This is a genomic window from Streptomyces sp. P9-A2, assembly GCF_036634175.1.
Taxonomy (GTDB): Bacteria; Actinomycetota; Actinomycetes; order Streptomycetales; family Streptomycetaceae; genus Streptomyces; species Streptomyces pratens.
The window spans coordinates 1,913,361-1,937,927 of record NZ_JAZIFX010000001.1 but is presented as its reverse complement, the minus strand read 5'-3'; the positions used below and the strand labels follow the sequence as shown (position 1 = coordinate 1,937,927).

Here is a 24,567-nt window from a genome sequence, read left to right as displayed (position 1 = left end):
GGTGCCAGATGGCAGGCTTGTCCCGTGACCGAGATTGACGCAAAGACCGATGTTCTCGTCCCCGCCTGGCTCACCCTTCCCGACATCGCCGAGATGTTCGGTGTCGAGGTGACGCGCGTCCGGCAGATGGTCAAGGACGGCCAGCTCATCGCCGTACGCCGAGGTGAGAACCGCGCACTGCACGTCCCCGCCGCCTTCATCGACGAGGACAAGATCGTCAAGGGCCTCTCCGGGACCCTGACGCTCCTGCGGGACGACGGATTCACGGACGAAGAGATGCTGGAATGGCTCTTCACCTCCGACGAGAGCCTGCCGGGCACGCCCGCGCAGGCACTGAGCGAGAACCGCGGTACGGAGGTGAAGCGCCGCGCCCAGGCGCTCGCCGTCTGACCCCGGGGCGGAACACCGGGACCCGCGCCGGCCCGGTCCGCACTTCCTCGCGTGCCCGCACCCGGTTGCGGGCACGCGACCGGGCCCGCCCTCGCACTCGTGCGCGGGTACCCGGCCGTGAAACCGGCACCCGGCGCCGCTGCCACGGGGTGCCGGGAGAACCCCGCGGGCCGGGCGGACGCCCGGCCCCGCTCACGGCCGCTCTCCCGGTCGCCGGGGTAGCGGCATAGGGTCCGTTGCGGCGTGCGCTCCGCCGGTCCCGGTGGGCCGTGAAGCATACGCCGACGCCCCACCGGGACCCGGCCCCGCGCCGGCCGGGCCCGGCCGCCATCGACACACAGGGGGATTCCCGCATGCCCGACACCGCCGCAGGCACCGCCCCGCGCGCCCGCCTCGCAAACTCCCTGGTCTACCTGTGCACCGACGCCCGCAAGAGGCAGGGCGACCTCGCGGAGTTCCTGGACGCGGTGCTGGCCGGCGGCGTCGACATCGTCCAGCTCAGGGACAAGGGCATGGAGGCCGCCGAGGAACTGGAGCACCTGGAGGTCCTCGCGGACGCCTGCGCCCGGCACGGCAAGCTGCTCGCGGTGAACGACCGCGCGGACGTCGCCCACGCCGCCGGCGCCGACGTACTGCACCTCGGACAGGGCGACCTCCCCGTCCCCGCGGCCCGGTCCCTCCTCGGCGAGGACACCCTGATCGGCCGCTCCACGCACGCCGAGTCCGAGGCCGCCGCGGCCGCCGTGCAGGACGGTGTCGACTACTTCTGCACCGGCCCCTGCTGGCCCACCCCCACCAAGCCCGGCCGCCACGCCCCCGGCCTCGGCCTGGTCCGGTACGCGGCCGGACTCGGCACCGACCGCCCCTGGTTCGCCATCGGCGGTATCGACCTCGGCAACCTCGACGAGGTCCTGGAGGCCGGCGCCCGCCGGATCGTCGTCGTACGGGCCGTCACCGAGGCGGACGACCCGGGCGCGGCGGCGGCCGAGTTCGCGAGGCGGCTGCGGCAGGCGGCGCCGGCCGTCCACCCCTGACGCGCCACCGGCGCCCCTCCCTCTCACCCGCCGCCGGCACCGCTTCCGCCGCCCGTCACTGCGCCCGCCGCCACTGTGCCCGCCGTCCCCGTTCGGCACCGCGTGTCCAAAGGGTGGACAACAAGTCGGCAATTCCGGCAAATCCCCCGCATCCGGTTGGGGGACCGGCGCCCCCTGGCTAACCTGCCGGTATGGCCCTCGGAACAGCATCCGTCAGGACTGATCACGCGCGCACCGTGCGTGACATGCTCGCCGCCGGAAAAACGACGTACTCGTTCGAGTTCGCGGCGCCCAAAACGCCCAAGGGGCAGCGGAACCTCTGGAGCGCGCTGCGCAGGGTCGAGGCGGTCGCTCCGGACTTCGTCTCCGTCACCTACGGCGCCGGAGGGTCCACCCGCGCGGGCACGGTCCACGAGACCGAGCAGATCGTCGCCGACACCACCCTCACCCCGGTCGCCCACCTCACCGCGGTCGACCACTCCGTCGCCGAACTGCGCAACATCATCGGCCAGTACGCCGACGCCGGGATCCGCAACATGCTCGCCGTGCGGGGCGACCCGCCCGGCGACCCGACGGCCGACTGGATCCCGCATCCGCAGGGCCTGACCTACGCCGCCGAACTCGTCCGGCTCATCAAGGAGTCGGGCGACTTCTGCGTGGGTGTCGCCGCCTTCCCGGAGATGCACCCGAGGTCCTCCGACTGGGACACGGACGTCGCACGCTTCGTCGACAAGTGCCGGGCCGGTGCCGACTACGCGATCACCCAGATGTTCTTCCAGCCCGAGTCCTATCTGCGCCTGCGTGACCGGGTCGACGCGGCGGGTTGCGGGACACCGGTGATTCCGGAGGTCATGCCGGTGACCAGTGTGAAGATGTTGGAGAGGTTGCCGCAGCTCAGTAACGCCTCGTTCCCGGATGCCCTGAAAGAGCGGATCCTCACAGCGGCGGACGATCCGGCGGCGGTACGCTCCATCGGTATCGAGTTCGCCACGGAGTTCTGCGCACGGCTGCTGGCCGAGGGAGTGCCCGGACTGCACTTCATCACGCTGAACAACTCCACGGCGGCACTGGAAATCTACGAGAACCTGGGCCTGCATCACCCACCGCGGGCCTAGACCGGTCGCACCGGTGTACGACACACTGCGTAGCGGCCACTGGGAGAGGGGCGTACATGGGCTGGACGGTCCTCTACATCGCGTTCGGTGTGGTCGCGTTGTGGCTGCTCGGCGAGGTATTGCTGCAGTACAAGGCACGGCTGCGCTGGCGACTGCTCGCCTTCGGGGGCTTTCTGGGCGTCGTGCTCGGTGTACTGATCCCGTCCGTCGTCGTGATCGGCCTGGGCGCCATCGCCTTCGCGATCGGCCAGACCTACGTCACGCTGTCGTTCCGCCGCGGCTTCGCGGCCGGCTGGGCGGTCAACGCCCCGCTGCTGTCCGCCGTCAAGGGCGGCCGTGATGACCGCGTGCGGGAGGAGCCGGCCCTGGAGGTCTCCGACCTGGAGGCCACCGGCGACGGGTACGGCGACGAGGGCGCCGAGCGGCGCCACGACCGAAACTCCTACGGAGCCGACGACTACGACCGCGACGACGTGTTCACGCCCGTGCGCGGCGAGCAGCAGACGGCCGCCGAGACCACCGCCGTCTACGAGCCGCAGCCCATGCCCGACGACACCGGCTCGTACGGCGTCTACGGCGACAACGGGTACGGCACCCCCGCCCAGGACCAGTACGCGGCCACCGCCCAGAGCGCCGACCAGGGCTATGACACCGGCCAGAACTACGCCTACGACTACTCCGGTTACGGCCAGCAGCAGTCCTACGACACGGGTCAGCAACAGCAGTACGCGGCCTACTCCGACCCGTACATCGGCAACCCGACCTACGACGGGACCTCGTACGACACCGGATACACCGACCCGCAGCAGCAGTACGGCCAGCAGGGCTACGGCCAGGACCAGTACGGCGGCTACGGCGGCGAGACCCCGGCGGGCGGCCTGTGGGTCCCGCAGCAGCGCAACACCGACGACCTGTACGGCGGCGAACTCCCGCAGGAGCAGCCGTACCAGGACAACGGTCAACAGGGCCAGACCCCGGGCAACGGGAACGGGTACGACGAGCAGCAGTACCGTTACTGACCCGGCCGGCCCGGTCCGCCGCGACCGTCGGTCCCGGCCGGTGGTCCGCCCCGGCCGGTGATCCGCCCCGGGCCGCCGCCGCTCACTGGGATCCTCGGAACTCCGGTCCCTCGACGATCAGGCCCGCGACCAGCGCGCCCGACATCCCGGCGTGCGGGAGGCCCCCGCCGGGATGCGACCAGCCGCCCACCGTCAACAGCCCCGGTATGCCGGTGCTGTTGGACGGGTGCAGCAGGCGCCCGCCCGCCGCGGCGAGCGCCGGGACGGGCACCGCTCCGCCCTCCGCGCCCGTGGCCTCCGTGATGTCGTCCGGGGTGCGGACCTCGCTGCGCAGGAGACGGTCGCGCAGGCCGGGTACGGCCCGCTCGGCGGCGATGATCATGTTCCGCGCGTGTTCGTCCAGGCCCGGCCCCGAGGAGCCCGCGGGCACCGCCGAGGTGAGGGTGACCGCCTCGTGGTCCGTGTCGGGGACCAGGGCCGGGTCGTCGGGGCGCAGGACCGTGACCGTGGGGTGTGCGGGCAGGCCCGCGGGGGAGCCGAACAGGGACTCCAGCTCGGCCTCCCGGTCCCGGGTGTGCACGACCGTCCGGTGCGGTGTCCCCCCGGGACGTCCGCCGCGCAGTGCCAGCAGCACCGTCAGACGGCTCGCTGTGCCGAAGCGGCCGGGAACCTCGCCCTCGCCCCGCACCCGCGCCCCCCGGGTCAGCCGGTCCAGCACGCCGGGCGTCACCCCGGCGATCACATGATCCGCCTCGGCCACCGCCCCGCCACCGCTCCCGGAGTCGGAGTCGGAGCCGGGGGAGGCGCTCTCGGTGAACTCCACGCCCGCCACCCGGCCGTCCTTCTCCAGTACCCCGGTGACCTCGGCACCGAAACGGAACTCCACCCCGCGGGCCAGGCACCGCTCGTACACCGCGCGGGCCAGCTCCCGCATGCCGCCACGGACGTACCAGGTGCCGAAGGCGTGCTCCATGTACGGCAGCACCGCCGCGCTCGCCGGAGTGGACCGGGGGTCCAGGCCGTGCTCGAGCGCGTAACCCTCCAGCAGGGAGACCAGCCGGGGATCGCGCAGCTCCCAGGCGCCGACCTCGGCGAGCGTGCCCGCCGTGCGCGCGCGCAGCAGCTTCCTGTGGGGGACGGCCGGGTAGGGCTCGCGCCCGGCCAGCACCTGCCAGTCGGGCCACAACGGCTCCTCCAGGAGCGGCCTGCGGGTCCTGTCCCAGGCCTCGCGGGCCCGCACCAGGAAGTCGCCCCAGCGCTTGGCGGCGGCGGGTCCGAGGGCCGCGTCCAGGGCGTGGACGACACCCGCGCGGGACGCGTTCGGCAACGGGACGCACGTACCGTCCGCGAACACGTGGTGCGACGACGGGTCGACCTGGACCAGCTCGACGCGGGCCTCCAGCGGCTCCCTGCCCGTCTTCAGGAACAGATCGCGGTAGACCGCAGGCAGCGGGAGCAGCCCGGGGCCGGTGTCGAAGGAGAAGCCCTCCCGCTCCATCCGGCGCAGCGCGCCGCCGTACGTGTCCGTCCGCTCGTACACCGTCACCCGGTGGCCCGCGACGGCGAGCCGGGCGGCGGCCGCCATCGCGCCCAGCCCGGCGCCGATCACCGCAATCCGTGCCATGTCAGGGACTTTATCCGCCCCTACGGGCATCTCCGGACCCGAGTACCGTCCCCCCACGTCCCGGTGGCCGGCCTGCCGGCGGCCGTGCCGTGTGGGGCCGGGTGCGCAGGAGTGAGTATCCGTACCTGGTCCCCGAGATGAGTACGCGCACGGATGGGCCACGGCCTGCGAAAACGAGAGAGTGGAGACCACGGAGAGGGGCACGGCTCCGGAACCGGCGACACGGGGCGCCGGAACGGACCGGGCCCGCGATCCGCTCCTTCCGCCGACGGTGCAGGTGTCGGTGGAAGCGAGGCACGGGGGAACCCGGGGACGACCGCGACGGGAGTCCCACAGGGGACGTACGGGGGAGCAGGGAAGGCACCGGTCCGACGGTGGCTCGCGGGGGACGCAGCCACCGTCGGACCGGCACTTCTCGTGCCCCGGGCCGGTCGACGACCGCCGCCGGCCGCCGGTTGCCGGATGCGGTCTGCGGATGCGGTCGTCCGTCGCCTCAGCGGTGGCCGCTCACACGTCCCTGCAGCAGCCGGGACAGAGCCGAGTGCACGTCGTCCAGGGAGCGCTCCGGCTGGAAGGCCTGCCAGTCCAGCGCGGCCACCAGCACCATGCCGACCAGCGCCGCCGCCGTCAGCGGAACGTCGATCTCCGCACTGAACTCCTCGTTGCCCACGCCCTCGCGCAGCACGTCCTCGACCACCGACACCGCCTGCTGCCGGACCACCAGCAGCGTGGACTGCCAGGTCCGGTTGGTGCGCCACAGTTCGGCCACGTACAGCTGGGTGAAGGCCGGGTAGCGGTCGATGAAGACCAGCCCCGCGCGGACCATCGCGTCCAGGGCGTCGACCCTGCTGCCGCCCGCCCCGGCCGTCCGCTCGGCCGCCTCCCGCAGAGAGGCGGTGAGGAGCCCGACCCCGTGCCGCAGCAGCTCCTCGAAGAGGACCGACTTGCTCGCGAAGTTGTAGTAGACCGTGCCCTTCGCGACCCCCGCCCGCTCGGCGATCTCGTCCACGGTGGTGGCGGAGAAACCCTGCTCGGCGATGAGCGTGACGGCCGCCTCGTAGAGCTTCCGCCGGGTGGCCTCGCGGCGGGTGCTACCGCCCGACGTGGTGCTGCTGCGTTCCATGTTCCTGATTCTCACAGCACCGCCGGCCCGCCCCGCCACAGGATCGACCTCCTGGCCGGACCGCCCGGCACCGAACGGCCGATCGAAGTAAAAGTCCAGGTCGGAACGGTTTGTCAGTGGCATACCTCACGATGGACCCATACGGCCACAGAAGCCGTCACGAAGACGACAGGAGGTTCGTCATGGCCCACTCGTCCGCAGCCGCCGCCCGCCGGCGCCGCGCCACCGGCCCTGCCCCCTCACTGACCGGCCCCGCAAACGATGTCCACCCCGTGCTGCGCCGCGCCACCGCCCCGCCCGCCGCCCTCGACCTGCTCGCCCAGGCCCGTGCCGGACTCGACGAGGCCACCGTCCTCGACACCCCCAACGAGCGTTACGCGACGGCCCACCTCGCCGCGCTGCGCACCGCCGCCGCCGTGCTCGCCGCACGGGGGCGGCCCGAGACCTCGCCCAGGGCCCGGAGCAGAATCCGGAGCGCCTGGGAAGTGCTCCCCGAGATCGCTCCCGAACTCACCGAATGGAGCGTCCTGTTCGCCTCGGGCGCCCAGCGCCGCGCCCGCGCGGAAGCGGGCATCCGGGGCGCGGCCGGCGGCCGGGACGCCGACGACCTGATACGGGACGTGGCGATGTTCCTGCGACTGGTCGAGCGGATGCTCGTGCTCCAGCCCGTCCTCCCGCAGCCCCGCACGGACGCGGACCATCCCGGCCATCCCGGCCACCCCGATCACCCGGGCGGCCATGAGCCGAACGGCCGGGACCCCGGCAGCCGCCGCCCGGACGGCCACCACCCGGGCGGCGGCCCGAGCCGCGAGATGCCCGACGCGGGCTGAGCGCTCTCCCGGCCCCGCGCTGCCCCGCCCGGCGGTGGCGGGGCAGCGCGGCGCGGGCAATGCGGCGCAGGCAATAGGGTGGAAGACGCCTGAAGCCTCCGCGTTCCCTTGTCCGGGCCGGGGAGGCCGCCCGATCGCTCCGCCGTCAACGAGGCGGTGCCGCGCCGAGGAGTCAACTGCCGTGTCGGACACCCTGCGCCCCCGCGCCGCTCTCCGTACCGCCGTGGTCTGGGAGGTCCTCCAGGACGCCCTGGAGCGCCGGGTCAAGGCCACGGGACGGCCGGCGCTGGACGTCCTCGACACCGGTGGCGGCAGCGGCAACTTCGCCGTGCCCGTGGCCCGCCTCGGCCACCGGGTCACCGTCGTCGACCCCAGCCCCGACGCGCTGTTCGCCCTGGAACGCCGCGCCGCCGAGGCCGATGTCGCCGACCGGGTCCGCGGCGTCCAGGGCGACGCCCACGGCCTCTTCGACGTCGCCGAGCGCGGCGGCTACGACGTGGTGCTGTGCCACGGAGTCCTGGAGTACGTCGACGACCCGGCCGAGGGCGTGCGCAACACGGTGGCCGCCCTGCGCCCCGAAGGCTTCCTCAGTCTGCTCGCCGCCGGCCTCGGTGGCGCCGTGCTCTCCCGCGCCCTCGCCGGTCACTTCAAGGAGGCCCGGCAGGCGCTCGACGACCCGAACGGCCGATGGGGCACCGGCGATCCCGTGCCGCACCGCTTCACCGCCGACCAGCTCAGCGGTCTGGTCGAGGGAGCGGGGCTGCGGGTCGGCGCCGTGCACGGGGTGCGGGTCTTCGCCGACCTCGTCCCCGGCGGGCTGGTGGACACCGAACCCGGAGCCCTCGACGCGCTGCTGAAGCTGGAGGCCGCGGCGGCCGAAAACGCGGCCTTCCACTCGGTGGCCACCCAGCTCCATGTGCTCGGTGAGGCACCGGGGGCCGAAGAGGCCTGAGCAGCCGCCTGTGACGCGTCGCTGATCAGCGACGCGTCCGTCGGTCGCACGATGCGCGGAGTCCGCCCCGGGCCCCCCGAATGGCGGCTGGGCACCGTATGATCGAGGGAGACCGTCCGGCATGACGGCCTGGCCGTCGGGGAATGAGAAGCCTCGAGAGGGTCAGGACGCCCATGGCGGGTGCCGGTCGGCCAATTGGCGCAGAGGGGCGGGTTTCATGGGGGCGAATCCCTGCCTATCCTGAAGGGACCCCCCGGGTCGCCCCGGCGACTGCACGATGAGGAGGACGCCGTGCCGCTCTCGGAGCACGAGCAGCGCATGCTCGAGCAAATGGAGCGAGCGCTGTACGCCGAAGATCCCAAGTTCGCGTCGGCGCTCGAGGGAAGTGGCCTGCGTACGTACACCCGTCGGCGGGTCTACCAGGCGGTCGTGGGCTTCCTCGTAGGTATTGCGCTCCTCATGGCCGGAATGGTCGCCCAGCAGGTCTGGCTCAGCGTGGTGGGCTTCCTCGTCATGCTGGGCTGCGCGGTGCTCGGGGTGACCGGCTGGCGCAAGGCGCCCAAGCCCGGTGAGCAGGCGGCCGACGTCGGCTCCACCGGCGTGCCGCAGTCCGGCCGGCAGGGCAGGCAGCGGCGCTCTGTGATGAACCGCATAGAGGAGCGCTGGCAGCGCCGCCGCGACGAACAGGGCGGCGGGCAGTAGCTCCCCCACACCACTTCAGGACCTGTTGTACGGACATGCGTCAGGGGGCGACCACCGGCTCGGTGGTCGCCCCCTGACGCATGTCCGTACTCGGGCCGGCGCCGGGCGCCGGTCATGGCGAGGAGCGGTACGAAGGGGTGGGGGGCAGGACGACTTCCGGCCGTCCTGCCCCCCATCCCTGCTCCGCACCGTGACCCTGCTCGGCCGGGGTCATCCGCCTGGCCGGGTCCGGTCCTGGTCCCGGTGCCGGTCGGCCCGGACCCGCCCCGTCACCCCTGCTGCCGGGAGGGTCTGCGCCACGTGGGTCTGCGCCATGCCGGACGCAGGGCGAGGACACGGTTGCGGACCGCGGCCCACCGGGCCGACAGCGCCCACACCATCCGCACCGTGGAACGCGGCAGGAGCAGCGCGCGCAGCCGCATGCCCCGGCCGGCTCCGGACCTCAGTCCGGCCGCCGCCCGGCGCACATCGTCCGTGAGGCCCGCCGTCGGGCGCGGCCGCGGCGCGTAGAGGACCTGCTCCACGGCATCCGCCACCCGGTGCACCGAGGCCGCGGCGTCCGGGCCGAGCCGGCCGAGCAGGCCGATCCGGGCCGCCGCCCTGCGTGGAGTCAGCGACTCGTCCGGGGAGATGCCGACGTCCCACGCCGTGTCCGTCAGCTCGTCCCAGACGGCCAGGGTGTGCGCCGCCGTGCCGGCCTCGGACCGGCCGTGCGCGCCCAGGCGCACCGAACGGGTCCGCAGTCGCCACAGCATCGGTGCCAGCGGCAGTACCAGGACGGCGAGACCGCCCAGCGTCCATGCCAGGACCAGGTACCACTTCGGCCCGTCGCCGCCCGTGGGCAGCGTCGCCAGGGGTGCCTCGCTCGCGCAGCCGTCCAGCCGCTGCTGCCGCACCGAGCAGCTCTCGCTCCGCGACGGGGCGGACGAGGGCTCCGAGGGCTCCGCCTCGGACGGCCGTGCCGGGTCGGGCAGTGTGCTGTCCGGGGTGTCCGGCACGGTGTAGGCCGGCACCGAACCGCGTGTGGGCGTCGGCTCGAAACGGGTCCAGCCCACGCCCTCGAAGTACAGCTCGGGCCAGGCGTGCGCGTCCCGCAGCCCCACCGCCACCGTGCCGTTCGGCTGCGGGGTGCCGGGCGCGAAGCCCACCGCGACCCGGGCGGGTATGTCCAGGGAGCGGGCCATCGACGCCATGGCGAAGGAGAAGTGGACGCAGAAGCCCTCCTTGTCCCTCAGGAAGCGGGCGATCGCCTCCGAGCCGCTGCCGACATCGACCTCGGTGTCGTACTCGAAGCCGCCCCTCAGGGTGAAGTACTCCTGGAGCATGACCGCTCGGTCGTACGCGTTGGTCGCCCCCTCGGTGACCTCGCGGGCGGTCCGGGACACCACCGCGGGCAGCGAGCCGGGCAGCTCGGTGTAGTCCCGCTTCAGGGCGGCAGGCGGCGCCGGAGCGTCGGCCAGCTGCTCCGCCGTGGGCCGCAGGTTCAGACTGCTGACCTGGTAGGTCAGCCCCCGGGTGTTCTGGCCGTGGTCGCCGACCAGCGTCATCCCGACCGGTTCGTAGCGCCAGTTGCCACTGATGTCCACGCCGCTCGGCGGATACGGCATCGGCAGCCAGTCCTGCCTGTACCAGTCGGCGGTCGAGATCGTCGTGCCGATCTCCTCGCGCTCGATGTCCGGGCCGAGGCCGGCCGGGATGGGGAAGGCGCCGTCGGGCACCGTGGTGATGGACCGCTTGGACGGCTTCCAGGTGGTGCCGTCGAAGTCGTCCAGGGACACGATGCGCAGATACAGGTCCGAGACGTTCTCCGCCTCGGAGCGCACCGACAGGACCTGGCGGTCCTCGTTCACGTTCAACGAGTCGCGCAGTGACACCAGCGGGTTCACCGCGGAGATCGTGCCACCCCCGCCGGAGCCGGGGCCGACCCCCGAACCCGCCGGGTCCAGCAGGCCGCCGTTCATGGTGGGCAGAGCGAGCGGCGCCACCAGGGCGACGCCCACCGCGAGCACCCCGATCCGCCGGCCGGTGCGCACCGGGGCACGGGCCCCGCCCGGCCCGCCGGGCGAGCCCTGCGCCGCCCCGCCGAAGACCCGCCCCCACTGGGAGAGCCGCTCACGCCCCTCCACGAGCAGCAGCATCAGATAACCGGCCGCCGCCAGCAGGAACCACAGCCAGTCGGCCCCGCCGTCGGACAGACCCGCGGCGACGGAGTACAGCGCGAGCAGCGGCAGACCGGCCGGCGCCACGCCGCGGAAGGTCACCGCGAGGGCGTCCACCAGGAGCCCGATCACCAGGACGCCACCGATCAGCATCAGCCGGATGCCCTCGGACAGCGGCGCCGGTATCGCATAACGGCCGACGTCCGTCCCACCCTGGTCGAGCAGTCCGGCGAAGAAGCGGAACGCGTCCGGTCCCGGCAGCAGGCCGGCGAACGCGTGCTCACGCGCGAAGACCAGCGTCAGCAGCATGAGCGCGACAAGGGCCTGCGCCGCCACCGTCAGCGGACGCGCCAGCGGCACCCGCCGGGCCAGCGCGCCCACGCCCGACTGCACCGCCAGCAGAAAGGCCGCCTGCACGATCCAGGAGGGCGGCTCGACCAGTGGCAGCAGCGCGCACGCGGCCAGCAGCGTGGCCGCCCACGAGGCAATCGTCAGCCGCAGGCGTCCACTCACCCTGCTCCCTCCCCACCGCTCGCGGCCACCAGGCCGGAACGCTCCCGGTCCGCCAGCCGCCACTGCTCCTCCAGGGAGGCGCCCCGTGGCACGCCCACCACCGTCCAGCCGGCCTCGCGCAGCATCCGCGACCACTCCCCGCCACCGTCCGACGGACCGGGCACGTCCGGCGGTTCCCGCAGCCAGGCCCCGCTGTCCAGGAGGAAGGCGACCGCGCCCCGGCTGCGCTGCCGCATCCGGGCGAGCACCGCCGCCTGCTCCTCGTCGAGATCGCCGAGGAAGGCCACCAGCAGCCCCTCGCTCCCACCGCGGACCATGTCGTACGCCCGGGACAGGCCCTCCCCGTCGGAGTGGTCGACCACCGCGAGGGTGTCCAGCATCAGCCCGGCCACGTCCGCCGACCCCTGGCTCGCGCCCGCGAACCCCTCGGAGCCCTCGCCCGGCACCGACGTGCCGGTGTCGGTCAGCAGCCGTACCGAGAAACCCCGCTCCAGCATGTGCGTCAGCACGGACGCCGCACCCGACACCGCCCACTCGAACGCCGAGTCCGGACCCGCGCCGTCGTAGGCGATGGCGCGGGTGTCCAGCAGCACCGAGCACCGGGCCCGCTGCGGCTGCTCCTCGCGGCGCACCATCAGCTCGCCGTAGCGCGCGGTGGAACGCCAGTGCACCCGGCGCAGATCGTCGCCGTAGCGGTAGCCGCGCGGGATCAGGTCGTCCTCGCCGGCCAGCGCCAGCGAACGCTGCCGCCCGTCGCCGTGTCCCCCGGCCTCACCGCTCAGCCGCACCGGCGGCAGCGGCTCCACGCGCGGGATCACCGTCAGCGTGTCGTGCGTGGAGAAGGACCGGGTCAGTTCGCACATCCCGAACGGGTCGGACAGGCGCAGCTGCAGCGGGCCCAGTGGATAGCGGCCGCGCAGGTCGGAGCGGACCCGGTAGGACACTTCGCGGCGCCCACCCGCCTCCACCCGGTCCAGCACGAACCGGGGCCGCGGCCCGAGCACGTAGGGCACCCGGTCCTGGAGCATCAGCAGACCCGTGGGCATCCGGGACACGTTGTCCATCCGCAGATGCACCCGGGCCTCGGAGCCGGCCGGTACCCGCGAGGGGGAGAGCCGGCGGCTGCCGGCGACCCGGTAGCGGGTCCGGTGGAGCACGCCCGCGCACACCAGTGGCAGCACCGCAAGCAGCAGCCCGACCCGCAGCAGATCGCTCTGCCCGAGCACATAGGCGCAGACCGCGGCGGCCGCACCGGCGGCCAGGAAGGAGCGCCCGCGGGTGGTCAGCCCGGCCAGGGCTGTGCGCAGGCCGCCCCGGTCGCTGTGGTCGCCCTCCGCGCGGACCGATCCCGCGGTCGTCATCACAGCCTCCACGGCTGCTGACGGCCGTACCCGAGACCGCCACGGCCCAAGCCGATGCCGGTCTCCTGCGGGGCTGCGGCCGGTACCGGCGTGTGCTGCAGGATCTCCTGCACCACCTGCTCGGCCGTGCGGCGGTTGAGCTGGGCCTGGGCGGTGGGCAGCAGCCGGTGCGCCAGGACGGCCGCGGCGAGCGCCTGCACGTCGTCCGGCAGCGCGTACTCCCTGCCGTTCAGCGCCGCGGCCGCCTTCGCGGCGCGCAGCAGGTGCAGCGTCGCGCGCGGGGAGGCGCCGAGTCTGAGGTCGGGGTGCGTGCGGGTGGCGGAGACCAGCTCCACCACGTACCGGCGGACCGGCTCGGCCACATGGACGGCGCGCACCGTCTCGATCAGCTTCAGGATCTCGTGCGCGTGCGCCACCGGCTGGAGGTCCTCCAGCGGGGAGACGCCCCCGTGCACGTCCAGCATTTCCAGCTCGGCCTCGGGGCTCGGATAGCCGACCGAGACGCGGGCCATGAACCGGTCGCGCTGGGCCTCCGGCAGCGGATAGGTGCCCTCCATCTCGACCGGGTTCTGCGTCGCCACCACCATGAAGGGGCTGGGCAGTTCATAGGTCGTGCCGTCGATGGTGACCTGCCGCTCCTCCATCGACTCCAGGAGCGCCGACTGTGTCTTCGGCGACGCGCGGTTGATCTCGTCGCCGATCACCACCTGCGCGAAGATGGCTCCCGGCTTGAACTCGAAGTCGCGGCGCTGCTGGTCCCAGATGGACACACCGGTGATGTCCGACGGCAGTAGATCCGGTGTGAACTGGATGCGTTGCACCGAGCAGTCGATGGACCGCGCCAGCGCCTTGGCCAGCATCGTCTTGCCGACGCCCGGGACATCCTCGATGAGCAGATGCCCCTCGGCGAGCAGCACGGTCAGCGAGAGCCGCACGACCTCGGGCTTGCCCTCGATCACGCTCTCCACCGAATCCCGCACGCGCTCGACCACAGCGGTCAGATCGTCCCCCACCCTCGAATACGCTCGGTCGGGGGCGCCCCCATGGCTCGCACGATCCTCATAGGTCGTCACCCGGCCCTCCTAGGCCTTTGCCCCCGCTCCGAAGGAACGAGGGCCACAAATGTCCGGGCCGACGCCTTGCTGTGCGGACCGGCCCACCCCGAATCACGGACGCCGCGCGGGAAAGGTTCCACACGGCACCACTCCCGCATTCTTGCCGCCGTTACCGATTCGTGTCACTCGCCTGTGGACAACTGGCGGTGGTATGTCAGGTCGTACGACATTTATGAATGTCGTACGACCTGGTGACATCCGGAGAACGGACGCGCGAACCCGCGGCGAAGGACGGCCTCGGAGCGGGCCGGCGGGTCAGGTGGGATCGATCTCACGCAGCAGACCGGTCTTCACGTCGAAGACGAATCCGCGCACGTCGTCGGTGTACGGCAGGAACGGCGAGGTGCGCACCCGCTGCATCGACTGCCGTACGTCCTGGTCCACGTCCCGGAAGGCCTCCACGGCCCAGGCGGGACGCTGGCCGACCTCCATCTCCAGGTCGTGCCGGAACTCCTCGGTGATGGACTCCAGGCCGCAGTTGGTGTGGTGGATGAGCACCACACTGCGGGTGCCGAGTGCCCGCTGGCTGACGGTCAGCGACCGGATCACGTCGTCGGTGACGACGCCTCCGGCGTTGCGGACGGTGTGGCAGTCACCGAGCTCGAGGCCGAGCGCGGCGTGCAGGTCGAGCCGGGCGTCCATGCAGGCCACCACGGCGACACGGAGGACGGGGCGGGCGTCCATCCCGGGATCGGCGAAGGCGTTGGCGTACTGCTCGTTCGCGTCCACCAGGCGGTCGGTGACCGTGCCCTGGCCGACTGTCGCGCTTTCCGGGCTCGCGGGAACCGATGCAGAAGTCGTCATAGCCATGACGTTACTGGGCACCCACCGTCCGGGCTCGCTGTGAGACAGGACAAAGAACGTCATCCGTCTTTGGCGTGAGATGACCCACAAGGATGGTGTGAGCCGCCTCGTGCGAGTGACTTCCCTGTGATGCGGTTGTCCTCGTGCCGAGGGCCGCGCCGCGCAGGCCGGTTGATTGACCGGGCGACACCGTGGACTAAAGTGACGCGAAGCGGGAGGCGAGACTCCCCGCTGCACTGATTTCCCCCGGAGAACCGGGCAGCGTCCCGGAGATCCCCCCGCGTGCGCTGCGCGTACGTACGGCTCGGCCTCCTCCCGTTCCCGGCCGGCTGTCGCCTCCGGCGCCGGCCGGCCGCCCCGTCCACACCGGGGGAGGGGCGGGGACCCGGCGGTGCGTCACGGCCGCGCCGGACCTTGAGAAGAGGGCCCAGAACCCATGGGGCGCGAAGCACATGCGAACACGGGCGGGCAGACCCGGCACGTCCCGGTGATGCTCCGGCGGTGCCTGGACCTGCTGGCGCCCGCCCTGGAGCGGCCGGGAGCCGTGGCCGTCGACTGCACCCTCGGCCTCGGCGGCCACAGCGAGGCCCTGCTGACACGGTTCCCCGAGGCGCGACTGATCGCCCTGGACCGGGACAAGGAGGCGCTGCGCCTGTCCGGCGAGCGGCTCGCCCCCTTCGGTGAGCGAGCCACCCTGGTCCACGCCGTCTACGACGAACTCCCCGACGTGCTCGACCGGCTCGGTGTCCCGCGTGTGCAGGGCGTCCTGTTCGACCTGGGCGTGTCCTCCATGCAGCTCGACGAGGCCGACCGCGGCTTCGCCTACGCCCAGGACGCCCCGCTCGACATGCGCATGGACCAGTCGGCCGGCATCAGCGCCGCAGAGGTCCTCAACACCTACCCGCCCGGCGACCTCGTCCGCATCCTGCGCGCCTACGGCGAGGAGAAGCAGGCCAAGCGGATCGTGGCCGCGGTGGTGCGCGAGCGGGAGAAGGAGCCGTTCACCACCAGCGCCCGCCTGGTCGAGCTGATCCGGGACGCGCTGCCGCAGGCCGCCAAGCGCACCGGCGGCAACCCTGCCAAGCGCACCTTCCAGGCCCTGCGCATCGAGGTCAACGGCGAGCTCTCCGTGCTGGAGCGGGCGATCCCGGCCGCGGTGCGGGCACTCGACGTCGGCGGCCGGATCGCCGTGCTGTCGTACCACTCCCTGGAGGACCGGCTGGTCAAGCAGGTGCTCGCGGGGGGCGCCGCCATCACCGCGCCCCCCGGGCTGCCGGTCGTGCCCGAGCGCTACCAGCCCCGGCTCAAGCTGCTCACGCGCGGTGCGGAGCTTCCCACCGAGGAGGAGATCGCCGAGAACCGGCGAGCGGCACCCGCGCGGCTGCGGGGCGCCCAGCGCGTCCGGGAGCACCTCGAATGACGTGCGGGGCACTCGGGTGCGGAAGGCAGGCTTCGGACGGACCCAGGGGAGCATGAGTGAGCAGGAAACCCGAACTGAGGGGGAGGGCGGCCCGTCTCGCGCAGTTCCTCCCCACGGGACGGGCCCAGGCGGCCCGTACCCCCTTCGTGCTGCTGGTCGTCCTTCTCCTGGGCGGCGGCCTGATCGGGCTCCTGGTGCTGAACTCGGCGCTCAGCGAGGGCGCGTTCCGGTTCGACGACCTCAAACGGGAGAAGAAGAGCCTCACCGACGAGGAGCAGGCCCTCCAGCGGGACGTCGACGCCTACTCCGCCCCCGACGCCCTCCAGCGCCGGGCCCGTGAGCTCGGCATGGTGCCCGGCGGCGACCCCGCCTTCCTGGACCCCGACGGCAAGGTCAAGGGTGTCCCAGGCCCCGCCACCGCCTCCCGCGCCCCCCTGGTGCTCACCCCCGAGGCGCCGGCCACCACGACGGCCCCGCTCCCGCTCCCGGGCACGGCACCGGGCACGACGCCCGGCGCGGCAGCAGATCCCACGTCCACCCCCGCATCGACTCCCGGCAGGTGACGGAAGTGTCCGACAGGGAACCGCCCCGCCGTCGCGTGCCCGGCCCCGCCCGGCCCGCCCGCCCGGGCGCCGGGCAGCGCCCCGGACCCGGCGCCCGGCAGGCCCGTACCCCCCGCCCGGCCTCGCGTCCCCGGCCGCCGGGCCCGGCGGCCCCGAAGGTCATCCGGCTGGGCAGCCCGCGCCCCCGGCTGCGCCTGGTCGGCCTGGCGCTGGCCCTGGTCCTGAGCGTCTTCGTCGTACGCCTGCTCCAGGTGCAGGCCGTCAAGGCCGACACCTACGCCGCGAAGGCCGGACAGAACCTCTACGTCGGCCAGGTGCTGGACGCCGAGCGCGGCAGGATCACCGACCGCAACGGCGTCGCCCTGGCGACCAGCGAGGACGCCTACGACATCACCGCCGACCCCACGCTGTTCGCCCCCGACCAGCTGGAGATCGCCGACGGCCCCGAACAGGCCGCCGCCCTCCTCGCCCCGATCCTCGGCCAGGACCAGGACCGGCTGGTCGAGAAGCTGCGGCCGGAGAACAAGGCCCTGCGCTACGTCAGACTCGCGAGCCGTCAGACCCCCCAGGTGTGGCAGCAGATCAAGGACCTGAAGTCCGCGCTGGCCAAGAAGGCGCAGACCGACACGTCCTCCGTCAACGTCCTCGCCGGCGTCCTGTCCGTGCCCACCAGCAAGCGGGTGTACCCCAACAACGAGCTCGCCGCCGGGATACTGGGCTGGGTCAACGCCGAGGGCGAGGGCGGCGGCGGTATCGAACTCCAGCTGGACAAGCGGCTCACCGGCGAGGACGGCAAGATCCGCTACGCCCAGTCCGGCGGCCGTCTGGTGCCGACCGTGGACTCCAGCGAGACACCGGCCGTCCCCGGCAGCGACGTCGAGCTCACCATCGACCGCGACATCCAGTGGGCCGCGCAGAACGCCATCAGCGAGCAGGTGGAGAAGTCGAAGGCCGACCGCGGCTACGTCATCGTCCAGGACACCCGCACCGGCGAGGTCCTCGCCATGGCCAACGCACCCGGCTTCGACCCCAATGACCTCTCCGAGGCCGATCCGGCGGCCCTCGGCAACGCGGCCCTCCAGGACGCCTTCGAGCCCGGCTCCACCGCCAAGGTCCTGTCCATGGCGGCAGTCCTGGAGGAGGGCGCGGCCACCCCGCAGACGCATGTCGTCGTGCCGAACCGGCTGCATCGCGGCGACCGCCTGTTCAAGGACGACATCGACCACCCGACCTGGTACCTCACCCTCAACGGAGTGCTCGCCAAGTCCAGCAACATCGGCACCATCCTGGCCACCGGCCAGCTCGGCAAGACCCAGGCCGCCGCCAACAAGGTGCTCCACGACTACCTGCGCGCGTTCGGCCTCGGCAGCCACACCGGACTCGGCTTCCCCGGTGAGACCAAGGGCATCCTCGCCCCGCCCGACACCTGGTCGACCTCCCAGCAGTACACGATTCCTTTCGGCCAGGGCGTGTCCGTCAACGCCATGCAGGCCGCGTCCGTCTACTCCACCATCGCCAACGGCGGCGTACGCGTCGAACCCGCGCTGGTGCGCGGCACCAAGGAACCCGACGGAAGCTTCACCGCCGCCCCGGAGCCCGAGAAGACCCGGGTCGTCAGCCAGAAGACGGCGAAGACGCTCGCCAGGATGCTGGAGTCGGTCGTGGACGACGAGGAGGGTACCGGCACCAAGGCGCGCATCCCCGGCTACCGGGTGGCGGGGAAGACGGGTACGGCCAACCGCGTGGATCCGGCCACCGGCAAGTACCACGGCTACACCTCCTCCTTCGCCGGATTCGCACCCGCCGACCAGCCCCGCGTCACCGTCTCCTGCGTCATCCAGAACGCCACCGAGGGCAGTTACTTCGGCGGCCAGATCTGCGGACCCGTCTACAAGCAGGTCATGGAGTTCGCCCTCAAGACCCTTCAGGTGCCGCCGACCGGCGCCGAACCGGCCAATTTCCCGGTCACCTTCAAGCGCTGACCGGTCGCGAACCCTCGCGCCCGGCCGGCACGGAACCACCCAGGAACAGCCCGTGACAACGATCACCCCCGACCCCGGGAAACAGAACACTCCCCGCCCCGCACCGGACCCCGCCCCCGGGCACGGCTCTCCGCCGGACGGCACCGTGCCCGGCCCCCTCTTTCGCTCCGCGCCGGGTGCGCCCGGTACGCTCACCGCCGTGCCACACGCTGATCAGTCCCAAACCACTCAGAAGGGCCACCCCGTGACATTTCCCGGGCCGCCCCGGCCGGCGCGGGTCACCGCCACCCCCCTCGCGGAACTCGCCGGTCAACTGGGTACCACCGTGCCGCAGCGGACCGCCGACGTCACGGGCATCACCCATGACTCGCGCGCGGTGCGCCCCGGCGACCTGTACGCCGCCCTCCCCGGCGCCCGCGTGCACGGCGCCGACTTCGTCAACCAGGCCGCGGGCCTCGGCGCGGTCGCCGTGCTCACCGACCCGAGCGGCGCCGAACGCGCCGCCGCGGCCGGCCTGCCCGCCCTGGTGGTCGACGACCCCCGCGCGGGCATGGGCGAACTGGCGGCCACGATCTACGGCCACCCGGGCCGCGACCTGCTCCAGATCGGCATCACCGGTACCTCCGGCAAGACCACCACCGCCTATCTCGTCGAGGGCGGCCTGAAGACCGTCCGCGGCACGGACGAGGAGGGCCGGCGCGAAACGCCGCCGGCCGAGGACGGTGGTGGGCGACGGGTGGGGCTGATCGGCACCGTCGAGATGCGCATCGGCGACGAGCGCATCAAGTCCGAGCGCACCACGCCGGAGGCCACCGACCTCCAGGCCCTGTTCGCCGTCATGCGCGAGCGCGGTGTCGACGCGGTCGCCATGGAGGTCTCCAGTCACGCCCTGGTACTGGGCCGGGTGGACGGCTGCGTCTTCGACATCGCCGTCTTCACCAACCTGAGCCCGGAACACATGGAGTTCCACTCCGACATGGAGGACTACTTCGGGGCCAAGGCGCAGCTGTTCACCCCGCTGCGCAGCCGCCTCGCCGTGGTCAACGCCGACGACGAGTACGGCCGCCGCCTCACCAAGGAGGCCGGCGTCCCCGTCATCACCTACTCCGCCGAGGGCCACCCCGACGCCGACTGGCGTGCCGAGGACGTCGTGGTCGGCCCCACCGACTCCACGTTCACCGTGACCGGCCCCGAGGGCGAGCGGATCACCGCCCGGTCGCCGCTGCCGGGCCCCTTCAACGTGGCCAACACCCTCGCCGCGATCGTCGCCCTCGCCGCCGCCGGACTGGACCCCCAGACCGCCGCCGACGGCGTCGCCGCCGTCCCCGGCGTGCCCGGCCGGCTGGAGCGCGTGGACGCGGGCCAGCCGTACCTCGCGGTGGTCGACTACGCGCACAAGACCGACGCCGTCGAATCGGTACTGCGCGCCCTGCGCAGGGTCACCGAGGGCAAGGTCCACGTGGTGCTCGGCTGCGGCGGGGACCGGGACCTCACCAAGCGCCGGCCGATGGGCGCCGCGGCGGCCCGGCTCGCCGACACCGCCGTACTGACCTCCGACAACCCCCGCTCCGAGGACCCCCTCGCGATCCTCGCCACCATGCTCGAGGGCGCGGCCTCCGTGCCCGCCCACGAGCGCGGCGAGGTGCAGGTCTTCGAGGACCGGGCCGCGGCGATCGCCGCGGCCGTCGCCCGCGCACAGCCCGGCGACGCCGTGCTGGTCGCCGGCAAGGGCCACGAGCAGGGACAGGACATCGCCGGGGTGGTGCGTCCCTTCGACGACCGCCAGGTGCTTCGCGAAGCTATCCAGCAGACCCAGGGATGAACTTGTGATCGCCCTCTCCCTCGCCGAGATCGCAGAAGTCGTCGGCGGACAGACGTACGACATACCGGATCCGTCCGTCCCGGTCACCGGACCGGTGGTCCGGGACTCACGGGAGGTGGTGCCGGGCAGCCTGTTCGTCGCCTTCGCCGGTGAACGCGTGGACGGCCACGACTTCGCGGCCGCGGTCGTGGAGGCCGGTGCGGCCGCCGTGCTCGCCTCCCGGCCCGTGGGGGTGCCCGCGATCGTCGTCGAGGACGTCCAGAGCGCGCTGGGTGCCCTCGCCCGGCACGTCGTACGGCGGCTCGGCACCACCCTCGTCGCCCTGACCGGCTCGGCCGGCAAGACCAGCACCAAGGACCTCATCGCGCAGGTGCTGCGGCGCAAGGCGCCGACCGTCTTCACCCCCGGCTCCCTCAACAACGAGATCGGGCTGCCGCTGACCGCGCTCACCGCCACCGAGGAAACCCGGTACCTCGTGCTGGAGATGGGCGCCCGCGGGATCGGTCACATCCGCTACCTCACCGGTCTCACCCCGCCGAAGATCGGCCTCGTGCTCAACGTGGGCACCGCGCACATCGGCGAGTTCGGCGGCCGGGAGCAGATCGCCCTGGCCAAGGGCGAACTCGTCGAGGCCCTCCCCGAGGACGGCACCGCGGTCCTCAACGCGGACGACCCGCTCGTCCGCGCCATGGCGTCCCGCACGAAGGCGAAGGTGCTCCTCTTCGGAGAGAGCGACGAAGCGGACGTTCGGGCCGAGAACGTACGACTCATGGACAGCGGACAGCCGTCGTTCAGGCTTCACACACCCTCCGGTGCAAGCGATGTGACCATGCGCCTGTACGGTGAGCACCACGTGTCGAACGCGCTCGCCGCGGCCGCCGTCGCCCACGAGTTGGGCATGTCCGCAGACGAGATCGCACTCGCGCTCTCCGAAGCGGGCTCCCTCTCCCGCTGGCGGATGGAGGTCACCGAGCGCCCGGACGGCGTGACGGTCGTCAACGACGCCTACAACGCGAACCCCGAGTCCATGCGAGCCGCCCTGCGCGCGCTCGCGTCCATGGGCAAAGCCTCACAGGCGAAGGGGGGCCGTACATGGGCGGTGCTCGGCCAGATGGCCGAGCTCGGGGACGAGGCGCTCGCCGAGCACGACGCGGTCGGACGGCTCGCCGTCCGGCTCAACGTCAGCAAGCTCGTCGCGGTCGGGGGCAGAGAAGCCGCCTGGCTGCAACTGGGCGCATATAACGAGGGTTCGTGGGGTGAGGAGTCGGTGCACGTGTCCGACGCACAGGCGGCTGTCGACCTGTTGCGCAGTGAATTGCGCCAGGGAGACGTCGTTCTCGTGAAGGCGTCCCGGTCGGTCGGTCTCGAGAGTGTGGCGCAGGCGCTGCTCGCGACCGGTACCGAGGGCGAGGTCGTCGCCCGATGATGAAGCAGATCCTGTTCGCAGGAGTCATTGGCCTCTTCCTGACGCTGGTCGGCACCCCGCTGCTGATCAAGCTGCTCGCACGCAAGGGGTACGGGCAGTACATCCGCGACGACGGCCCGCGCGAGCACGCCAGCAAGCGCGGTACGCCGACGATGGGCGGTATCGCCTTCATCCTGGCGACGGTCGCCGCGTACTTCCTGGCGAAACTGGTCACGGACTACGTGGACCCGAAGGTCGACGCGGCGCCGACCTTCTCGGGTCTGCTGGTGCTCGGCCTGATGGTGGGCATGGGCATCGTCGGCTTCCTGGACGACTACATCAAGATCGTCAAACGGCGGTCGCTGGGCCTGCGGGCCAAGGCCAAGATGTCCGGCCAGCTGATCGTCGGTATCGCCTTCGCCGTGCTCGCCCTGCAGTTCGCGGACAGCCGCGGCAACACCCCGGCGTCCACCAAGCTGTCGTTCATCACCGACTTCGGCTGGACCATCGGCCCGGTGCTGTTCGTCCTCTGGGCGCTGTTCATGATTCTCGCGATGTCGAACGGCGTGAACCTGACGGACGGCCTGGACGGTCTGGCCACCGGCGCCTCCGTCCTGGTCTTCGGCGCCTACACCTTCATCGGCGTCTGGCAGTTCCAGGAGTCCTGCGCCAACGCGACGACCCTGACCAACCCGGGTGCCTGTTACGAGGTGAGAGACCCCCTCGACCTCGCGGTGGTCGCCTCCGCGCTGATGGGCTCCTGCCTGGGCTTCCTGTGGTGGAACACCTCGCCGGCCAAGATCTTCATGGGCGACACCGGTTCGCTCGCCCTCGGCGGCGTCCTCGCGGGCCTGGCGATCTGCTCCCGCACCGAGCTGCTGGTCGCCATCCTGGGCGGCCTGTTCGTCCTCATCACCATGTCGGTGGTCATCCAGGTCGGCTCCTTCAAGCTCACCGGGAAACGCGTCTTCAGGATGGCACCGCTCCAGCACCACTTCGAACTCAAGGGGTGGTCCGAAGTCCTTGTCGTGGTCCGCTTCTGGATCATCCAGGGCATCTGCGTGATCGTCGGACTCGGCATCTTCTACGCGGGATGGGCAGCGGACAAGTGACCGCACCAGTGGCATCGCAGTCCCCGGAGCCCTACCGGTTCCGGGGCAGGCGCATCACCGTCGCCGGGCTCGGCGTCTCCGGCGTCCCGGCGGCCAGGGCACTGCACGGCCTCGGCGCGCACGTCACGGTCGTCAACGACGGTGACGACGAGCGCGCCCGGACCCAGGCGGCCGGACTGGAACGGCTCGGCATCGCCGTCCGCCTCGGCGAGGAGGCCGCGAGCACCCTCCCCGAGGGCACCGAACTCGTCGTCACCGCCCCCGGCTGGAAGCCCGGCAAGCCGCTGTTCGCCGCCGCCGAACAGGCCGGCGTCCCGATCTGGGGCGACGTCGAACTGGCCTGGCGGCTGCGCGAAACCCGCGCGGGGAAGACGGCCCCGCCCTGGCTCGCGGTCACCGGCACCAACGGCAAGACCACCACCGTCCGGATGCTCGCCTCGATCCTCGAGGCGGCGGGTCTGCGCACCGCGGCCGTCGGCAACATCGGCGTCTCGCTCCTCGACGCGGTGCTCGGCGACGAGGAGTACGACGTGCTCGCCGTGGAACTGTCCAGCTACCAGCTCCACTGGTCCTCCTCCCTGCGCGCGCACTCGGCGGCGGTGCTGAACCTCGCCCCCGACCACCTCGACTGGCACGGCTCCATGGAGGCGTACGCCGCCGACAAGGGCCGCGTCTACGAGGGCAACCGCATCGCCTGCGTCTACAACGCCGACGCCACCGACAAGCCGTCCACCGAGGACCTGGTCCGGGAGGCCGACGTCGAGGAGGGCTGCCGCGCCGTCGGCTTCACCCTCGGCACCCCCGGACCCTCCCAACTCGGTGTCGTCGACGGCATCCTGGTCGACCGCGCCTTCGTCGAGGACCGCCAGGGCAGCGCCCAGGAACTCGCCGAGGTCGCCGACGTCGACCCGCCCGCCCCGCACAACATCGCCAACGCCCTCGCCGCCGCCGCCCTCGCGCGCGCCTACGGAGTGCCGGCGGCGGCCGTACGGGACGGGCTGCGCGCCTTCACCCCGGACGCCCACCGCATCGCGCACGTCGCCGACCTGGACGAGGTCGCCTATGTCGACGACTCCAAGGCGACCAACACCCATGCCGCACAGGCCTCGTTGGCGGCCTACGGATCGATCGTGTGGATCGCCGGCGGACTCGCCAAGGGCGCCACCTTCGACGAACTGGTCGCGAGCTCGGCGAAACGCCTGCGCGGCGTCGTCCTGATCGGCGCGGACCGCGCGCTGATCCGCGAAGCCCTGGCGCGACACGCACCGGAAGTACCCGTGGTCGACCTCGGCCGGACCGACACTGGGGCGATGCTCCAGGCTGTCCAGGAGGCGAAGCGGCTGGCCCGGCCCGGCGACACGGTGCTGCTGGCCCCGGCCTGCGCCTCGATGGACATGTTCGCCAACTACAACAGGCGCGGTGAGGCGTTCGCACAGGCGGTGCGCGAACTCGGTGCCTGACCCGGCCGCCTGTGCCGGGCGACCTTGGGAGGGACGCGTGGGACCGTCGAGGCAGCATGGGG

General features: G+C 72.5%; 20 protein-coding genes. 14 read left to right on the top strand and 6 right to left on the bottom strand.

Annotated features, from left to right (window positions below; all coding sequences use genetic code 11):
- The first annotated feature begins 24 nt into the window (after window positions 1-24).
- The 4 genes from V4Y04_RS08770 to V4Y04_RS08755 all read left to right on the top strand — a co-directional run bounded on the left by V4Y04_RS08770 (window position 25) and on the right by V4Y04_RS08755 (window position 3,558).
- Window positions 25-390 (top strand): Rv2175c family DNA-binding protein, encoded by a 366-nt coding sequence (locus V4Y04_RS08770; protein WP_332426811.1) that lies wholly within the window; start codon window positions 25-27, stop codon window positions 388-390.
- Between the two features lie 353 nt (window positions 391-743).
- Window positions 744-1,424 (top strand): thiamine phosphate synthase, encoded by a 681-nt coding sequence (thiE, locus tag V4Y04_RS08765; RefSeq protein WP_332426810.1) that lies wholly within the window; start codon window positions 744-746, stop codon window positions 1,422-1,424.
- A 191-nt stretch (window positions 1,425-1,615) separates the two neighbouring features.
- The gene (gene metF, locus V4Y04_RS08760) at window positions 1,616-2,539 is read left to right on the top strand and encodes a methylenetetrahydrofolate reductase [NAD(P)H] (RefSeq protein WP_332426809.1); all 924 of its coding nucleotides are present in this window, start codon (window positions 1,616-1,618) and stop codon (window positions 2,537-2,539) included.
- Between the two features lie 56 nt (window positions 2,540-2,595).
- Complete coding sequence (locus tag V4Y04_RS08755) at window positions 2,596-3,558, top strand: SCO2102 family sporulation regulator (RefSeq protein WP_332426807.1); 963 nt, start codon at window positions 2,596-2,598, stop codon at window positions 3,556-3,558.
- 82 nt (window positions 3,559-3,640) lie between these two features.
- On the opposite strand, the gene V4Y04_RS08750 is transcribed toward V4Y04_RS08755, so the two are convergent.
- Window positions 3,641-5,182 (bottom strand): phytoene desaturase family protein, encoded by a 1,542-nt coding sequence (locus V4Y04_RS08750; RefSeq protein WP_332426805.1) that lies wholly within the window; start codon window positions 5,180-5,182, stop codon window positions 3,641-3,643.
- A 493-nt stretch (window positions 5,183-5,675) separates the two neighbouring features.
- The gene (locus tag V4Y04_RS08745; protein WP_332426803.1) at window positions 5,676-6,305 is read right to left on the bottom strand and encodes a TetR/AcrR family transcriptional regulator; all 630 of its coding nucleotides are present in this window, start codon (window positions 6,303-6,305) and stop codon (window positions 5,676-5,678) included.
- 182 nt (window positions 6,306-6,487) lie between these two features.
- Between V4Y04_RS08745 and V4Y04_RS08740 the strand changes: the two genes are divergently transcribed.
- The 3 genes from V4Y04_RS08740 to V4Y04_RS08730 all read left to right on the top strand — a co-directional run bounded on the left by V4Y04_RS08740 (window position 6,488) and on the right by V4Y04_RS08730 (window position 8,789).
- A complete protein-coding gene (locus tag V4Y04_RS08740) occupies window positions 6,488-7,135 on the top strand; it encodes an SAV_6107 family HEPN domain-containing protein (protein ID WP_332426802.1) in 648 nt (215 codons plus the stop codon).
- A 181-nt stretch (window positions 7,136-7,316) separates the two neighbouring features.
- On the top strand, window positions 7,317-8,087 hold the full coding sequence (locus V4Y04_RS08735) for a methyltransferase (protein ID WP_332426801.1): 771 nt from the start codon (window positions 7,317-7,319) through the stop codon (window positions 8,085-8,087).
- A 291-nt stretch (window positions 8,088-8,378) separates the two neighbouring features.
- The gene (locus tag V4Y04_RS08730; protein WP_332426800.1) at window positions 8,379-8,789 is read left to right on the top strand and encodes a DUF3040 domain-containing protein; all 411 of its coding nucleotides are present in this window, start codon (window positions 8,379-8,381) and stop codon (window positions 8,787-8,789) included.
- A gap of 269 nt (window positions 8,790-9,058) precedes the next feature.
- On the opposite strand, the gene V4Y04_RS08725 is transcribed toward V4Y04_RS08730, so the two are convergent.
- The 4 genes from V4Y04_RS08725 to V4Y04_RS08710 all read right to left on the bottom strand — a co-directional run bounded on the left by V4Y04_RS08725 (window position 9,059) and on the right by V4Y04_RS08710 (window position 14,741).
- The gene (locus V4Y04_RS08725; protein WP_332426799.1) at window positions 9,059-11,461 is read right to left on the bottom strand and encodes a transglutaminase TgpA family protein; all 2,403 of its coding nucleotides are present in this window, start codon (window positions 11,459-11,461) and stop codon (window positions 9,059-9,061) included.
- Window positions 11,458-12,822 carry a DUF58 domain-containing protein gene (locus tag V4Y04_RS08720; RefSeq protein WP_332426798.1) on the bottom strand — a complete coding sequence of 455 codons (1,365 nt, stop codon included), beginning with the start codon at window positions 12,820-12,822 and terminating at the stop codon, window positions 11,458-11,460. Before V4Y04_RS08720 ends, V4Y04_RS08725 begins: the two co-directional genes overlap by 4 nt.
- Entirely contained in the window at window positions 12,822-13,895 is a 1,074-nt protein-coding gene (locus V4Y04_RS08715) for an AAA family ATPase (RefSeq protein WP_443079978.1), read from the bottom strand. The genes V4Y04_RS08720 and V4Y04_RS08715 overlap by 1 nt, the downstream gene beginning before the upstream one ends.
- 297 nt (window positions 13,896-14,192) lie before the next feature.
- On the bottom strand, window positions 14,193-14,741 hold the full coding sequence (locus V4Y04_RS08710; protein WP_332426795.1) for a beta-class carbonic anhydrase: 549 nt from the start codon (window positions 14,739-14,741) through the stop codon (window positions 14,193-14,195).
- Window positions 14,742-15,177: 436 nt separating this feature from the next.
- On the opposite strand from V4Y04_RS08710, the gene rsmH reads away from it, so the two are divergent.
- Genes rsmH through murD form a run of 7 tightly spaced genes read left to right on the top strand, consistent with a single transcriptional unit; the run spans window position 15,178 to window position 24,505 of the window.
- The gene (gene rsmH, locus V4Y04_RS08705; RefSeq protein WP_332426793.1) at window positions 15,178-16,161 is read left to right on the top strand and encodes a 16S rRNA (cytosine(1402)-N(4))-methyltransferase RsmH; all 984 of its coding nucleotides are present in this window, start codon (window positions 15,178-15,180) and stop codon (window positions 16,159-16,161) included.
- Window positions 16,162-16,217: 56 nt separating this feature from the next.
- Window positions 16,218-16,724 carry a hypothetical protein gene (locus tag V4Y04_RS08700; protein WP_332426792.1) on the top strand — a complete coding sequence of 169 codons (507 nt, stop codon included), beginning with the start codon at window positions 16,218-16,220 and terminating at the stop codon, window positions 16,722-16,724.
- A gap of 5 nt (window positions 16,725-16,729) precedes the next feature.
- A complete protein-coding gene (locus V4Y04_RS08695; RefSeq protein WP_332426791.1) occupies window positions 16,730-18,706 on the top strand; it encodes a peptidoglycan D,D-transpeptidase FtsI family protein in 1,977 nt (658 codons plus the stop codon).
- A 52-nt stretch (window positions 18,707-18,758) separates the two neighbouring features.
- A complete protein-coding gene (locus tag V4Y04_RS08690; RefSeq protein WP_443079977.1) occupies window positions 18,759-20,528 on the top strand; it encodes a UDP-N-acetylmuramoyl-L-alanyl-D-glutamate--2,6-diaminopimelate ligase in 1,770 nt (589 codons plus the stop codon).
- A gap of 4 nt (window positions 20,529-20,532) precedes the next feature.
- The gene (locus V4Y04_RS08685) at window positions 20,533-21,954 is read left to right on the top strand and encodes a UDP-N-acetylmuramoyl-tripeptide--D-alanyl-D-alanine ligase (RefSeq protein ID WP_332426788.1); all 1,422 of its coding nucleotides are present in this window, start codon (window positions 20,533-20,535) and stop codon (window positions 21,952-21,954) included.
- Entirely contained in the window at window positions 21,954-23,045 is a 1,092-nt protein-coding gene (gene mraY / locus V4Y04_RS08680; RefSeq protein ID WP_332432761.1) for a phospho-N-acetylmuramoyl-pentapeptide-transferase, read from the top strand. The genes V4Y04_RS08685 and mraY overlap by 1 nt, the downstream gene beginning before the upstream one ends.
- On the top strand, window positions 23,027-24,505 hold the full coding sequence (gene murD / locus V4Y04_RS08675) for a UDP-N-acetylmuramoyl-L-alanine--D-glutamate ligase (RefSeq protein WP_332426787.1): 1,479 nt from the start codon (window positions 23,027-23,029) through the stop codon (window positions 24,503-24,505). The genes mraY and murD overlap by 19 nt, the downstream gene beginning before the upstream one ends.
- Window positions 24,506-24,567: the final 62 nt, after the last annotated feature.

What these genes read in the sequence shown, in the direction of transcription:
- thiE (WP_332426810.1), top strand. Translation starts at nt 744, where the DNA reads ATGCCCGACACCGCCGCAGGCACCGCCCCGCGCGCCCGCCTCGCAAAC.
- metF (WP_332426809.1), top strand. Translation starts at nt 1,616, where the DNA reads ATGGCCCTCGGAACAGCATCCGTCAGGACTGATCACGCGCGCACCGTG.
- V4Y04_RS08755 (WP_332426807.1), top strand. Translation starts at nt 2,596, where the DNA reads ATGGGCTGGACGGTCCTCTACATCGCGTTCGGTGTGGTCGCGTTGTGG.
- V4Y04_RS08750 (WP_332426805.1), bottom strand. Translation starts at nt 5,182, where the DNA reads ATGGCACGGATTGCGGTGATCGGCGCCGGGCTGGGCGCGATGGCGGCC.
- V4Y04_RS08745 (WP_332426803.1), bottom strand. Translation starts at nt 6,305, where the DNA reads ATGGAACGCAGCAGCACCACGTCGGGCGGTAGCACCCGCCGCGAGGCC.
- V4Y04_RS08740 (WP_332426802.1), top strand. Translation starts at nt 6,488, where the DNA reads ATGGCCCACTCGTCCGCAGCCGCCGCCCGCCGGCGCCGCGCCACCGGC.
- V4Y04_RS08720 (WP_332426798.1), bottom strand. Translation starts at nt 12,822, where the DNA reads ATGACGACCGCGGGATCGGTCCGCGCGGAGGGCGACCACAGCGACCGG.
- V4Y04_RS08710 (WP_332426795.1), bottom strand. Translation starts at nt 14,741, where the DNA reads ATGACGACTTCTGCATCGGTTCCCGCGAGCCCGGAAAGCGCGACAGTC.
- rsmH (WP_332426793.1), top strand. Translation starts at nt 15,178, where the DNA reads ATGGGGCGCGAAGCACATGCGAACACGGGCGGGCAGACCCGGCACGTC.
- mraY (WP_332432761.1), top strand. Translation starts at nt 21,954, where the DNA reads ATGAAGCAGATCCTGTTCGCAGGAGTCATTGGCCTCTTCCTGACGCTG.
- murD (WP_332426787.1), top strand. Translation starts at nt 23,027, where the DNA reads ATGGGCAGCGGACAAGTGACCGCACCAGTGGCATCGCAGTCCCCGGAG.